This is a genomic window from Pseudoclavibacter sp. JAI123 (assembly GCF_013409665.1).
GTDB lineage: Bacteria > Actinomycetota > Actinomycetes > Actinomycetales > Microbacteriaceae > Pseudoclavibacter.
Window position 1 is genome coordinate 371,307 of sequence record NZ_JACCCM010000002.1, and the last position, 14,620, is coordinate 385,926.

General features: G+C 68.8%; 8 protein-coding genes. 3 read left to right on the forward strand and 5 right to left on the reverse strand.

All coding sequences use genetic code 11. The features are described 5' to 3' along the window. Nucleotides 1-55: 55 nt before the first annotated feature. Together HDC34_RS13920 and HDC34_RS13925 are read right to left on the reverse strand one after the other, a co-directional pair. Nucleotides 56-1,102, reverse strand: a complete 1,047-nt coding sequence (locus HDC34_RS13920) for an AI-2E family transporter (protein WP_104311352.1) — start codon at nucleotides 1,100-1,102, stop codon at nucleotides 56-58. A gap of 85 nt (nucleotides 1,103-1,187) precedes the next feature. Then, nucleotides 1,188-2,663: a DivIVA domain-containing protein gene (locus HDC34_RS13925; protein WP_179557434.1), complete on the reverse strand. Its 1,476-nt coding sequence runs from the start codon at nucleotides 2,661-2,663 to the stop codon at nucleotides 1,188-1,190. 333 nt (nucleotides 2,664-2,996) lie between these two features. Between HDC34_RS13925 and HDC34_RS13930 the strand changes: the two genes are divergently transcribed. Beyond that, on the forward strand, nucleotides 2,997-5,402 hold the full coding sequence (locus HDC34_RS13930) for a hypothetical protein (RefSeq protein WP_179557435.1): 2,406 nt from the start codon (nucleotides 2,997-2,999) through the stop codon (nucleotides 5,400-5,402). After that, complete coding sequence (locus tag HDC34_RS13935; protein ID WP_179557436.1) at nucleotides 5,395-6,375, forward strand: tetratricopeptide repeat protein; 981 nt, start codon at nucleotides 5,395-5,397, stop codon at nucleotides 6,373-6,375. The genes HDC34_RS13930 and HDC34_RS13935 overlap by 8 nt, the downstream gene beginning before the upstream one ends. Before the next feature lie 77 nt (nucleotides 6,376-6,452). Here the strand turns inward: HDC34_RS13935 and glgB are convergent, their stop codons facing one another. From glgB to HDC34_RS13950, 3 genes are all read right to left on the reverse strand, one after another. Further along, nucleotides 6,453-8,657: a 1,4-alpha-glucan branching protein GlgB gene (gene glgB / locus HDC34_RS13940; RefSeq protein WP_179557437.1), complete on the reverse strand. Its 2,205-nt coding sequence runs from the start codon at nucleotides 8,655-8,657 to the stop codon at nucleotides 6,453-6,455. Between the two features lie 57 nt (nucleotides 8,658-8,714). Further along, nucleotides 8,715-10,709 carry an alpha-1,4-glucan--maltose-1-phosphate maltosyltransferase gene (locus HDC34_RS13945; RefSeq protein WP_179557603.1) on the reverse strand — a complete coding sequence of 665 codons (1,995 nt, stop codon included), beginning with the start codon at nucleotides 10,707-10,709 and terminating at the stop codon, nucleotides 8,715-8,717. Between the two features lie 366 nt (nucleotides 10,710-11,075). Further along, nucleotides 11,076-13,208: a glycogen-debranching protein gene (locus HDC34_RS13950; protein ID WP_257023295.1), complete on the reverse strand. Its 2,133-nt coding sequence runs from the start codon at nucleotides 13,206-13,208 to the stop codon at nucleotides 11,076-11,078. A gap of 137 nt (nucleotides 13,209-13,345) precedes the next feature. Between HDC34_RS13950 and HDC34_RS13955 the strand changes: the two genes are divergently transcribed. Next, complete coding sequence (locus HDC34_RS13955; protein ID WP_104311357.1) at nucleotides 13,346-14,557, forward strand: cysteine desulfurase family protein; 1,212 nt, start codon at nucleotides 13,346-13,348, stop codon at nucleotides 14,555-14,557. Nucleotides 14,558-14,620: the final 63 nt, after the last annotated feature.

Here is a 14,620-nt window from a genome sequence, read left to right on the forward strand (position 1 = left end):
TCATAGGGCCACGAGGAGCCGTTGCCGCGCCGAGCTCTCGAACTCGCCGACGGAGCTATCGCTCGTTCTGCGCGGGGATCCAGACCTGTTTGACGATGAGGAGGATCGCGGCGGCGATGGGGATGGCCACGAGGGCGCCGAGGAGGCCGAGGAGTGTGCCGCCCGTGAGCGCGGCGATGACCACGATCGCGCCGGGGACCTGCACGGCTGAGCTCATGATGCGCGGGCTGATGAGGTAGGCCTCGACCTGCATGTAGACGACGTAGTAGATGGCCGCCATCCACCAGACGCTGCTGTCGACCGGCAGGAGCGCCAACTGGAGCAGCACGATGATGATCGACGCCGAGAGCGTGCCGACGAGCGGGATGAGGGAGCCGAGGAACGCGATGACCGCGAACACGGCGGGCATCGAAGCGCCGATGATCGACAGGAACGTGAAGGAGAGGATGCCGTTCGCGAGGCCCAGCGCCAGCTGACCGAGCACGAACTTTCCGACGGACGCGGTGATCTGCTCGGTCAGCTCGGCCGTGCGTGCTCGGCGGGAGGCGGGAAGCAGCTGGTAGAAGCCGCGCTTGATGCTGTTCATGCTCGAGACGAAGTAGAGCATGAGGATGAAGACGATGAGCACGCCGAAGAAGGCGTTCACGATCCCGAAGCCGACCTCGAGCACGCCGCCGCCGATGGTGGCGAGGTTGTTGCGCAGCCATTCGAGCGCGTCGGTGACGAACTCCTGCGCCTGCAGGTCAGGGAAGCGCTCGTCGACCCACTCGATGACGTTGGAGCCGGCGAGGTCGTTCACGATGGACGAGTAGCGGACCGAGAGCTGCTCGACCTGCGTCGAGATGCTCGGTATGAGTGCCCAGACGACCAGCCCCAGTGCGATCGCGGCGCCGCCGAGGGATGAGATGATCGCGGCCCATCTCGGCCACCGGTGGCGCTCGAGGAAGGCGATGATCGGCTCGAAGCCGAGCGCGAGGAACAGCGCGGCACCGATGTACGTGAGGATCGTGCTCAGTGAGGCGATCATCCCGCCGAGTACCAGCGCTACGAGGACGCCGATCGTGGCGATGAAGCCGAGCCTGAACGGATTCTCGATGCGCATGCGGTGTTCCCCCTGATCGGATCCCGGCCTGAGACCGGGATCCGATTCTAGACGCGCGGTGCCGCCTCAGTTCGCGCCGCGCGGGTCAGCGCTGGCGGGGTGCGCCACGCTTCTGGCCGGCGTTCTGTCCACGGTTCTGGCCGCCGGACTGGGCGGCAACCGGGGCCTCTTGCTTGGTGGGGTCGTCCGTCGACGCATCGGCTTCGTTCGGCTCCGACTCCGACTGCGCTCCGCCGCTGGACAGGGCGAACGCGTGAGCCTGCGCACCGGCTGCGTCTTCACTCGAGGCCGGGGCTTCATCCGCCGACTCTGACGGGCGCTTCGTGATCTGCTCGTCCGCCTCCGGCAGGCTGAAATCGGTGCGAGAGAACGCCCGCTTGAGCTGATCCAGGTAGCTCTGCACCTGGTCGCGCTCCTCGCGGAGCTCGGAGAGGCGCTGCTCGGCATTGTCGAGCAGGCTCTTCGTGTGCTGCTCCACCTCGGTGTTGCGCTCGCGAGCCTGCTTGTTGCTGGTCTCGAGGAGATCGGCTGCCTTGCGTTCTGCCTGGTCCTGCGTCTCCTGCGCTCGGCGGCGTGCATCGGCCATGATCTTGCCCGCCTCGCGTCGGACCTGCTCGCTGCGCTGGTTCAGATCGGCCAGCTGCTCGGTGGCATCGTCGATGAGCTTCTTCGCGGCCGCCTCCGCCTTCCGGCCAGCTGCGACGAGCTGCTGCTCGAACGCGTTGCGGCGCTTGGAGAGCTCGACATCGAGCTCCGTGCGCTTCGCGTTGAGCTCCCGCACCGAACCCTCGCGGAGTGCATCGATCTCACCCTTCGCGAGTTGCCGCGCGGCTTCCTGCTCGTGCTCCATCTGGGTGCGCCGAGCGGCGGCCTCGCGCTCGAAGTCGGCTCGCACCTTGTCCATCTCGCGCTGGCGCTCGGAGAGTCGAGCCGCGGACTCGGCGATCTCGTTCTCGACAGCCTGGCGCTTGGTCGCGAGCTCCTCCTCGACGGACGCGCGCAGCGCGCTGATCTCGAGGTCGGTGGAGTGCCGCAGCTCACGGAGCTCGGTCGTGACCTGGTCCTTGACGGTCTCGATCTCACGCTCCTGGTTGGTGCGGGTGAGGTCGGCCTCCTGCTTGGCGTTCTCGAGAAGGCTGTCGGCTTCCGAGCGAGAGTCGCTCAAGACGCGAGACGCCCGCACATCGGCCTCCCGCGTGACGCGCTCTGCGTAGTCGTTCGCCTCCTGGTGGATGCGCGCAGCGTTTCGGTGGGCCTCGCTCAGGATCTTGTCCGCTTCGCGCTGGGCTTCGGCGGTGAGCTTCTGGGCCTGCTGCTCGGCCGTCGCGAGCGTGCCGGCGAGCTTCGTGCCGAGCCCGGAGTAGGTGGGGTTGCCGACCTCGTTGAGCTCCGTCTCGAGCTGCTTGATCCGGGTGCGCATGGCCGCGATCTCGCGGCTCGCGCCGGAATCCTGGTTCCCGGCCTGGGCGAGCTGGGTGCGCAGCGACCTGATGACCTCGTCGACCTCTTCGCGGTTGTAACCGCGCATCGCTGTATTGAAGTTGATGTCGTCGAATGCCAAGAACGCCTCCGCGTGAGTCAGGTTGCGAGTGCGCGACCACCGCGTGCGCACATCGTGAAGTCTAGACGGCGGGTGGGAGACGCAGCCTGATGAGGCACAGAATGGCGGTGGGAACCTGCATGAAAAGTTCGGGGTTCGCTCTCCGCGAGACCCGACTTTGGCCCTTTTCCCGGCCGACACCGGCGTATTCCAGGGGAAGCGCGGGCATGGTGCGTTAGATTGAGGGGTCGAGAGTCGCCATGAACCTCATGGACGACGACGGCACCCTCGCGAGAGGAGCACGTCGAGCGCACAAACGATGCACGGCGCAATCACTCGAGAAGGAGTCACTCAGTGAGATTCATCCTAGCCGCGATCGCATTCCTCGGAAGTGCGGCGCTGCTCGTCGTCGGCTGGCTGCAGGTCACGGAAGCGAGGGCTGCCGACTCGGTCGTGGCGACCGGAACGGTGTCCCAGGAGTCGCCGTTGCTCGTCATCCCGAGCGACACGCTCATCGAGCACGCCGGGACGCAGTCCATCACGATCAGCGGAGACGGACCCATCCGCGTCGCGATCGGTCGTCAGGCTGACATCGCTGGCTGGGTCGGCACGACCCAGCACGAGATCGTCACGCTCGACGACACGAGCGGCGCGCTGGTCTTCACCCCGGGCGAGGCATCGGCTGACGAGACGACGGCACCGAACATCCTCGGCAATGACCTGTGGTTCCAGGAGTACGAGGGTGACGGTGAACTCAAGCTGGAGCAGACCCTGCCGGTCGGCTTCGCGCTCCTCGTCCAGTCCGACGGCGAGTCGCCCGCGCCGAGCCAGGTGTCCATCTCCTGGCCGCTCGACGGCCGCGCGCCTATGGCCGGTCCGCTCCTGCTCGGCGGTGGAGTGCTCCTGCTGATCTCCCTCGGTCTCCTGCTCTGGGCGTTGTTGAGCATGCGCCGCCGCTCCAAGCCCCAGCGCCAGACTCACGACGTGCTCGAACCGGAGGCCTCGACGGATGCTCCCGCGGTCGGCGAGGCCGCCACGACACCGGCATTCGCGTTCGGGCGTTCGGTGCCCAGCGCCGACGACGGACTCGATGCCACGGATGTGGACCCGGTCGAGCAATCGCAGGGCGTGGTCGCGGCCTCGGTCAGGCTCTCCGAGGGCACCCAGCCGGAGCCCGCAGACGTGAACTCCCGCGCAGGCGCACCAGACGAGCAGCCTGTCCACGCATGGGCCCCTCCCGCGGCTGCGGATGAGCACTCGCGGCAGACCGACGCACCGGCCTTCCCCTCGTTCCGGGCTCCGAGCGCAGAAGCGCCCGTTCCTGCCTCCGCACCCGCGGCCGAGGGAACGCCAGCGGCCGTCGACGACCCGTTCAGCTGGAGCGCCCCATCCACGTCCTCCGAACCTGAACCTGAAACTGTCGAGGCAGCTCCGCTCGCCCAGCCCGACGCCCACGCCGAACCGGCACCCGCGGCTGCGCCGACGGACGAGGACCGACCCGAGCCCTCCACGAAGGATGACGGGGACAAGCGCGACGACAACTCCTCGGATGCCGGAGAGCCGCCATCGGGTGACGCGTCCGGGCCGAGCCCTGAGACCCCTGCAGCTGGCACGCCGGCCGCAGAGCCCCAGCAGTGGCGCCGGCCCCGCGGGCGGGACCGCAGCCAGGCCCCGAAGCGCCTCTTTAGGCTCATACCGGTGCTGCTCGTCGGGTCGATCGCACTCACCGGATGCTCGGCCGACTTCTGGCCGGAGCAGTTCGGTGGATCCACGAGCGCACCGACGACTCCGACCCCGACCTCATCCATCGACCAGGCGCTGCTCACCGAGGGCGAAGCTCTCCCGGCCGTCAACTCGCAGCAGCTCGCCGAGATTCTCGACGATGCTGCGCGCCTCGCCCAGGAGGGGGACGCTGCGAACAACCCGGACGGGCTGAAGCCGCGCTTCACGCAGGCCGCCTACCAGGAGCGAGCAGCCGAGTACCAGGCGAAGGCGGCCGACAACGCCCTCCCGGGGCCCGTCGCGTTCCCCACGGGCGAGGTCGTCTACGCCGTCCCGCAGGCGTCAGACTCGTGGCCGAAGTCGATCTTCGTGGTTCGCGAAGCCGGGGGAGAGACCCCGACGGCACCGTTCGGGATCATGCTGACGCAGTCGAGCGCCCGCGACACCTACAAGGTCGCCTCCATCGTGCAGCTCACCCCCGATGTCACGCTCCCGGAAGCCGCTCCGGCCGAGATCGGCGCCCCAGGCATCGACGGACTCGAGCAGCCGCTCGTCATCGCACCGGAAGAGCTCGCCGGTGCCTACGCGGACGTCATCAGCAACGGCGACGGCTCGCAGTTCGCCGCGTTGTTCTCTCCCGACGGCGACTCGCTGCGCACGCAGATCTCCGAGGCTCGGGCGGCGGTCTCCGGCGAGATCGACGCGAACGCCGCACGCATCGAGTTCCAGACGCGGCAGACCGACGACCCGCCCTTCGGCGTGCAGACGCTCGACGGCGGAGCGATCGTCGCCGTCTCGATCGAGGAGGTCGAGAAGCTGAGCGCGCGTACCCAGCTCGCGACCCTCAGCGTGCAGGGGCGCACCGCGGCCCTCGCAGGCGCCAGCTCGTCGTCGCTGGGATTCGAGACCCTCTACACGAACCAGCTCATGTTCTACGTGCCGTCTGAAGCGACAGGCGGCGCAATCCAATTGCTCGGCTTCGCCAACACCATGACCGGCGCACGCCAGCTCAACGCGAACGAGGTTACCTATGGCTGAAACCCCACCGCTCAACCCAGCAAGTCTCTACGGAGCAGTCGATCTCTCCTCGCTCGTGCAGCGCGCGAGCACCCCGGCCGGCCAGGCCCCGCAAACCCCGGCAGGCGGGGCACCAGGCCAGGCCGCCGCACCCGCCGCCGGAGAGCCCGTTGCGACCCTGCCGGATGTCGTGGTCGACGCCGACGAGCAGACGCTCGAGCAGTTCATGCAGCTCTCGCAGTTCCTGCCCGTCATCGTCGAGATGCACGCGGCCTGGTCCAGCGATGCGCAGGCGCTCTCGCCGGTGCTCGCCAACATCGTCCGCGGGGCAGAAGGTCGGGTCGTGCTCGTGCGCGTCGACCTGGATGCTCACCCGCAGCTCGGTCAGCAGCCGCAGGTCATCGCCATCATCGGCGGTCGCCCGCTGCAGCTGTTCTCCGGCAACCCGCCTGAGGAGCAGATCACCCAGATAGTCGGCGAGATCCTGCAGGTCGCAGCCCAGCAGGGCCTGACCGGCCATGTCGCCGTGGATGGGACGCCCCAGGACGACGCGGAGGCGCAGGAGCCTGCCGCCCCGCCGCTGCCGCCGCTGCACGCGGAGGCCTTCGAAGCGCTCGAGCGCGGAGACTACGCGGCCGCGGTTGACGCCTACGAGCGCGCACTCGCTGAGCGCCCCGCCGACGACGAGGCTCGAGCGGGTCTCGCGCAGGTCCAGCTCCTCGTGCGCCTCCAGGGCAAGACCCTCGAGGAGATCCGGCAGCGCGCGGCAGCCGCGCCGGACGAGCTCGACGCGCAGCTGGACGTCGCCGACCTCGACCTGTCCGGTGGCCACATCGACGACGCGTTCGATCGCCTCCTCACGCTGTTCCCGAAGCTCGACGCCGAGGGCAAGACGGCCGTTCGCGAGCGCCTCCTCGACCTGTTCCTGGTCGTCGGTGTCGCCGACCCGCGCGTCGGCGCGGCACGTGCAAGGCTCACGAACCTGCTGTTCTGACGTCGCGGTGCGACGACGACGAGGCCCGGATGCGATCAGATCGCATCCGGGCCTCGTCGTTGCTGCGTGCGGGCCGATCAGCCCTCGTACTTGAACCAGACCGCGGCGAGCGGCGGCACGGTGACGGCCGCCGACTGCGCGAACCCGTGCGACGGGGTCTCCTCGGTCGTGACAGAGCCGTAGTTGCCTGCACCCGATCCCGCGTAGGTCTCGGCGTCGGTGTTGAGCACCTCGGACCAGCGGCCGGCGTGTGGCAGGCCGAGACGGTAGCCGCTGATGACCTGGTTGGAGAAGTTGAAGACCATCGCGACGTCGGGGGTGCCATCGTGGCCACGCCGAGCGAATGCGAGCACGCTGTTGGCCGCGTCGTCACCGCTCAACCACACCATCCCGGAAGGGTCGTCGTCGCGCTGCCACAGCGCGCCTTCGTTCTTCGCGAGCCGGTTGAGGTCGCCCACGAGCCGCTGCACGCCTGCGTGGCCCGGGTTGTCGAGCTGCCACCAGTCGAGGCCGCGGGACTCGCTCCACTCCGTCTGCTGAGCGAACTCCTGGCCCATGAAGAGGAGCTGCTTGCCCGGATGTCCCCACTGGTAGGCGAGGAAGAGCCGCGTGCCCGCGAGCTTCTGCCATTCGTCACCCGGCATCTTGGAGTACAGGGAGCCCTTGCCGTGGACGACCTCGTCGTGGCTGATGGGGAGCAGGAACCGCTCGCTCCAGGCGTACACGAACGAGAAGGTCAGGTCGCCCTGATGGTGCGAGCGGTAGATCGGGTCGCGCTCCACGTAGCGGAGGCTGTCGTTCATCCAGCCCATGTTCCACTTGAGCCCGAAGCCCAGGCCGCCCCACTCGGTCGGCTTGGTCACCCCGGCCCAGCTCGTCGACTCCTCCGCGATCATCGCGATGCCCGGGTACAGCTTGTAGGCGGTGGCGTTGACCTCCTGGAGGAAGGCGATGGCCTCGAGGTTCTCGCGTCCGCCGTGGATGTTCGGCACCCACTCCTCGCGCGAGTAGTCGAGGTACAGGATCGAGGCCACGGCGTCGACCCGGAGACCGTCGATGTGGAACTCCTCGAGCCAGTAGAGCGCGTTGGCGACGAGGAAGTTGCGCACCTGGGAGTCGCCGAAGTTGAACACCTTGGTGCCCCAGTCCAGCTGCTCGCCCAGGCGCGGGTCGGCGTGCTCGTAGAGCGCCTGCCCGTCGAACTCCGCGAGGCCGAAGCTGTCCTTGGGGAAGTGCCCGGGCACCCAGTCCATGATGACGCCGTAGCCGGCCTGGTGCAGCCGGTCGATGAGGTACCGCAGGTCGTCTGGCGAGCCGAGGCGCGACGTGGGCGCGTAGTAGCCGGTGACCTGGTAGCCCCACGAGCCGCCGAAGGGGTGCTCGGCGAGCGGCATGAACTCGACGTGCGTGAACTCGAGGCCATCGAGGTACTCGACGAGCTGGTCGGCGAGCTCCCGGTACCCGAGGCCCGGCCGCCAGGACATCGCGTGGAGCTCATACGTGGTCATGGGACCCGTGTGCGGGTCCTTCTGCGCCCGCGCTCTCATCCAGTCGTCGTCGCCCCACTCGTACGTGCTGGGGGTCGCGATGACGGATGCGGTCTGCGGTGGCTGCTCGGCGTGCAGCGCGAGCGGGTCTGCTTTCTCCACCCATTCGCCTGACGCGGTGCGGATCTGGAACTTGTAGGTCTCGTGCGGCGAGACGCCCGGCACGAAGAGCTCCCAGATGCCGAGGGCATCGAGGCGTCGCATCGCGTGCGCTCGGCCGTCCCAGCCGTTGAAGGAGCCGATGACCCGGACTGCCTGGGCGTGCGGTGCCCACACGACGAACGAGGTGCCAGACACCGGTGCGTGGGTGCCCCAGTGCTCGCGGTGGTGGGCACCGAACACGTGCCAGAGCCGCTCGTGGCGGCCCTCGCCGAAGAGGAACTGGTCGACCTCACCGACGACGGGGAGGAACCGGTACGGGTCGTCGACCGTGTGGGGGACGCCGTCCGTGTAGACCGTCTCGAGCTGATAGTCGTCGAGGCCGTGCTCGTGTGCGCCCTGCCAGATGCCGTGGGCGAGGTGGTGCAGCTCGACCCGTTCGCCGCTCGAGGTGAGGATCGCTGTCACACGCTCGGCGAGGGGGCGTCGCGCGCGGATGACCGTGCGCCCGTCTCCCTGCAGATGCTGCCCGAGGATCGCGTGCGGTCCCGAGTGCGTGCCGTCGGCGACTGCGCGCAGCTCACCATCGGGAATGCTGGTCGTCACTGGGGCCGCTGGCTGGAGTTCGTCGGTCATGGTGTTTCCGTTCTCGAGATCGTTCGGCCGCGCCTCGCGGCGCGGCCGAACGACGGGTCAGAGTGCCGAGTGCCTGACGCGCAGGATGTGCGCGGGGAGGGTGGAGGGGTCGAGGCGCACGTAGTTCGCGCCGCCCCAGATCCACTCGTGCCCGCTGAGGAGGTCTTCCACGCCGAATTCCGTGTCGGCGGCGAAGCCGAACTTGGTCTGGTCGATGTAGACCGTCGCCTCCTCGATGCCGGAGTGATTGAGGTTAACCGCGACGATGACCGTGTTGGAGACGCCGTCTGGGGAGTACTCGGCCGGCAGGTGCTTGGAGAAGACGAGCACGTTCTCGTTGTCGCTGAACTGCACTTCGAAGTTTCGCAGCTGCTGCAGTGCCGGGTTGGCGCGCCGCAGCTCGTTGAGCTTCGTCAGGAGCGGGGCGAGCGAGTAGCCGCTCGCCTCCTGGGCGGCCCAGTCGCGCTGCTTGTACTCGTACTTCTCGTTGTCGATGTTCTCTTCCGAGCCCGGACGTGCCACGTTCTCGGCGAGCTCGAACCCGGCGTAGACGCCCCACAGCGGCGAGGAGGTGGCGGCGACGATGGCGCGGATCTTGGCTGCGTTCCGCCCACCCTGCTGCAGGTACTCGGTGAGGATGTCCGGAGTGTTGACGAAGAAGTTCGGGCGAAGGAAGTCGCTCGACTCCTTCGAGACCTCGGTGAGGTACTCCTCGAGCTCCTGCTTCGTGTTGCGCCAGGTGAAGTAGGTGTACGACTGCTGGAATCCGGCCTTCGCGAGCGCGTGCATGATGGCGGGGCGGGTGAATGCCTCGGCCAGGAAGATGACCTCCGGGTGCTTGGCGTTCACCTCGTGGATGAGCCACTCCCAGAACTGCAGCGGCTTCGTGTGCGGGTTGTCGACGCGGAAGATCTTGACCCCGAGCTCGATCCAGTACTCGACCGTCTCGAGGACCTCGGCGTAGAGTCCGTTGCGGTCTCCGTCGAAGTTGATCGGGTAGATGTCCTGGTACTTCTTGGGTGGGTTCTCTGCGTAGGCGATGCTGCCGTCCGGCAGCTGCGTGAACCAGTCCGGGTGCTCGGCGACCCAGGGGTGGTCAGGCGTGGCCTGCAGCGCGAGGTCGAGGGCGAGCTCCATGCCGTTCTTCTCGATCTCGCTGACGAAGTAGCGGAAGTCCTCGACCGTGCCGAGGTCGGGGTGGATGTCGCGGTGCCCGCCCTCTGCAGCACCGATGGCCCACGGCGAGCCGGGGTCGCCGGGTTCTGTCGTGAGCGAGTTGTTGGGGCCCTTGCGATTGGTGCGGCCGATCGGGTGGATCGGGGGCACGTAGAGCACATCGAAGTTCATGGCCGCGACTGCGGGGACCCGCTCGGCTGCGGTTCGGAAGGTGCCGGAGGTCCAGCTGCCGTCCGCCGCCTGCGTCGCCCCTTCCGAGCGCGGGAAGAACTCGTACCAGGCCGCGTTCCCGGCGAGGGCGCGGTCGACCTGGATGCTGCGCTTGGCGGAGCTCGTCACGAGGGAGCGCACGGGGTGCGCCTCGATGACCTCGAGCACGTCGTCGGCGAGGAGGGACGCGAGACGGAAGGACGCGGAACGCGACGTGAAGCGCGACGCGGTCGCCGCATCCCGCAGCACGGCGCTCTGATGGCTGGTGAGCTCGGGGTTGGTGGCAGCGCGGTCGACGACCTGCGCACCGAGCTCGAGCATCACATCGACGTCGATGCCGGCTGGGATCTTGATCTCCGCGTTGTGCTGCCAGGTCGCGAAGTCGTCGTTCCAGGCCTCTATCCACCACTCGTGGGTGCCCGCCACCGTGACCTGGGCCTCGGCAAGCCAGGAGTCGGTGCCCTTCGGGCCAGGCTGCATGCGGATGCGCTCCGGCTGTGCGCCAGGTGCGGTCAGCACGAGCTCGACGCCGATGATGTCGTGCCCCTCGCGGAAGGAGACGCAGGAGAACGGGACGACGTCCCCGACGTATCCCTTCGTGGGGAAGAGGTTGTCGACGAGCTGCGGCTGCAGGTCGAGGATCGGGATGCGCCCGATCGCCGGCACGTACCCGGAGCCGGGGAACTGGTCGCCCGTCGACGGGAGCGCCGTCGCGACGGCGGCTGCGGCCGCGGGCTTCGCCGCCGACGCCTTCGGCTTGCGCGCGCGCGTCACCTTGGCTGGAGCCTGCACGACCGGCGCTGGCTGGCTGGTCGCCGGGGCTGACTCGCTCGTCGCCGGTGTCGCCTCTGGAGCCGGAGCTGCCTTCGGCGAGGCGCTCACTCGCTTGGCGGTCGCCCGACGCGGGCGGCTCGGTGGAATCTGGTCTTCTGACGCTGGTGTCGTTGCCACAACCGAACGCTACCAACACCCACCCTCAACGGGGCTGTCCGCGTGTCACGGAATGTGAACGACGTCCCGCACGGTGTCCGATCAGATGTGGTGGTGCGCGTGCTCCACATCCACCGCGTACACCTGCACCGAGGGCCCCGCGAGGCCGGTGAGCTGTCCAGGTACGAGCACGCGGCTCGAGCTGAGCGCCTCATCTGGGTGCTCGTGCGTCGAATCCCAGAGCAGACGGTAGCCCGTGACCTGGTCGACGGCGGGTGCCCGCAGCGCCGCGTCGTCCTCGCTGCCGTGGATGACGAAAAGAAGCCGGTCGACGAGCATCCGCTCGCCGTCGACGAGCACCGCGTCACCCGTGAAGTCGGCGTCTGCCTCGGGGATGTAGGCGTCGAGCAGCACCTGCAGGGTGCGGCCGCCGGGCCCCTGCCAGGAGCCGTCGCCCATAGGGTTGCCGAGCGCGTCGAACCACCGTCGCCTCGTCCCGTGCTCGCTCAGCGCGTGCCCGTGGTTGAAGCTGCTCGGGCGCAGCACCTGGTGCTTCCCCCGCAGCTCGATGAGTCGTCTCGTGTGCGCGAGCTGAGCGAGCTGGATCTCGCTGAGGTCCCAGGAGAACCAGGTGAGCGGCGAGTCCTGGTTGTAGGGATTGTTGTTCCCCTTCTGCGACCTCGCGACCTCGTCGCCGGCCGTGAGCATGGGGACACCCGCGCTCAGGAGGACCGTGCTCAGGAGGTTGCGCATCGAGCGGCGGCGCAGCGTCTCGATGCTGCTGCTGTCGCTCGGCCCCTCCACTCCGAAGTTCCACGAGCGGTTGTCGCCGGTGCCGTCGCGACCGAGTTCCGCGTTCTGCAGGTTGTGCTTGACGTTGTAGGAGACGAGATCACGCAGGGTGAAGCCGTCGTGCGCGGTGACGAAGTTCACCGAGGCCAGCGGCCCCCGCTCGTCGCTGAACATGTTGGACGAGCCGGCGAGCGACGTGCTGAAGGCGCCCGCACCCTCGGGATGGACGCCGGAGCTGCGCGCCTCGGCGATGTCGCGCACCCAGAATGAGCGGGCGTGGTCGCGGAAGCTGTCGTTCCACTCCGACCAGTCCTCCGGGAAGTTGCCCGTCTGCCAGCCGCCCATGCCGACGTCCCACGGCTCGGCGATGAGCTTGGTGTCCGAGAGGCGCTCGTCGCTGACGATGGCTTCGAGCAGCGGGTGGTGGCGTTCGAAGGCGTGGTGCGCGTTGCGTCCGAGCGTCGCCGCGAGGTCGAAGCGGAAGCCGTCGATGCGGAACTCCTCGACCCAGTAGCGGAGCGAGTCGATGATGAGCTCGCGCACGATGGCCTCGGACGTGTCGAGGGAGTTGCCGCATCCGGTCTGGTCGACGGGGTTGCCGTGCATGTCGTGGCGGTAGTAGGTGGCGTTGTCGAGGCCCCGGAACATGGACGTCTCGTCGCCGCGGCCGCCTTCGGAAGTGTGGTTGTAGACGACGTCGAGGTAGACCTCGATGCCGGCGGCGTGCAAGTGCTTGACCATGCCCTTGAACTCGCGGGCGATGGCGTGCGGGCCGGCGGCGCGGGCGCCTGGGGAGGCGTAGTCGGCGTGCGGGGCGAAGAAGCCGAGCGTGTTGTAGCCCCAGTAGTTCGCCATCCCCTGGCGTCGCAGGAACGACTCGGAGGCGAACGCGTGGACGGGCAGCAGCTCGACGGCCGTGATGCCGACGGACTGCAGGTAGGCGATCGTGTCCTCGTGCGCGAGGCCAGCGTAGCTGCCGCGGAGGTGCTCCGGCATGTGCGGGGCGAGCTGCGTGAACCCCTTGACGTGCGCCTCGTAGACGACGACGTCGCGCAGCGGCAGCAGGGGCGCGCGCACAGTTCCCCAGTCGAACGGCTCCGACTCGACGACCTGCGCCGTCCAGATGGGCACGGCGACGGTGCCGACATTCGAGACCTGCCTGGCGTACGGCTCGACGAGCAGCCGGTGCTTGTCGAAGGCGCTGGTGCCGGTCGTCGGCCCGTCTGCGCGCACCGCGTAGCGTTGGCCGTTCACGAGCTCGGCGCACTCGGCCTGCCAGATGCCTCCCGGCATGCTGGCCATGTCGACGGTTCGTGTGACGGTGCCGTCGGCATCGATGAGGCAGAGGGTCATCGCGGATGCGTGCGCCGAGAACACGCGGAGGCGCGCGATCCCCTGATGGTGGGTGACGCCGAGGTCGGAGCGGGTCTGTGAGTCGAGCATGAGGCCTAAACTGTTCGAATTGAATGGTCGGCGCCGCATGGCGGCTGCACGGACCGTGTGCGTGCGCGCTCTGGTGCGCACGGATCGCGCAAGTCTATGTCGAGAGTGCCCGTATCCAGGGCAGGGCGGGGAGTGTAATGGCCGTTTACCTCGACCATGCCGCGACGACCCCGATGGTGCGCGAGGCGCGGGAAGCGCTCCTTGCTGGCTTGGACCTGACGGGGAATCCGTCGTCGATTCATGGCCACGGGCAGGCCGCCAAGCGGCTGCTCGAAGGGGCGCGGGAGCGCGTTGCCGCGGCGCTCGGAGCCGACCCGATCGAGGTGGTCCTGACGTCTGGTGGCACCGAGGCCATCAACCTCGGCGTCAAGGGCCTGTACTGGGCGAGGCGGCAGCAGGACGCGGCTCGTGTCCGAGTCCTGGCACCTCGAGGCGAGCACCACGCGACCGTCGACGCCGTCGAATGGCTTGCCGCCCATGAGGGGGCCGTCGTCGACTGGCTGCCGGTCGACGAGGCCGGCGTCGTCGACCTCGAGGTCGCCGAGCAGCGGATGCGGGAGCACGCGAACGAGGTGGCGCTCATCACGGTCATCCTCGCAAACAACGAGGTCGGCTCCGTGCAGCCGGTCCGCTCGCTCGCCGCGCTGGCGGCCGAGCACGGGATCCCAGTGCACGTCGACGCCGTCGCCGCCTTCGGGCACATCCCGGTCTCGCTGCGGGATCTCGACGTCGCCGCGCTCAGCGTCTCGGCGCACAAGATCGGCGGGCCGGTGGCCATGGGCGCGCTCGCGCTCGCGCGCGCCCACACCGTCGAGGCGCTCATCCACGGGGGCGGGCAGCAGCGGGGCGTGCGCTCTGGCACCCAGGACGTGCCAGCCGCGCTCGCGTTCGCAGCTGCGACGGATGCGGCGATGTCGCGAATGGACACGGAGGGCGCCCGCCTGGACGCCCTCGCGCGCCGACTGGCGGACGGCCTCGCGAGGATCCCAGGAGCCGAGCTGCGCGGCGCCCCGCTCGACGGCGTGCTCCACGACGCGGGCGACGAGGTGCGGGCACGGGTGCCTGGCAACGTGCACGTCACGTTCGACGGCTGCCAGGGTGACTCCCTCCTCTTCCTCCTCGACATGGCCGGGTTCTCCGTCTCCACCGGCTCTGCCTGCCAGGCGGGCATCGCCGAGCCATCCCATGTCCTGCTCGGCATGGGTCTGGACGAGCGAACGGCGCTGAGCGCACTGCGCTTCACCCTGGGCGCGTCGACCGGCGACGATGACATCGCCTCGCTCCTCGACGTCCTCCCGAGGATCGTGGAGCAGGCGCGCACGGCTGGGTTCTCCGACCGGACCGTGTAGCGTCCTGGCGCGGCGTGCGCCTGCAGCGCATCCGCCCCGACACGTGTCGAAGCGTCGGCGGAT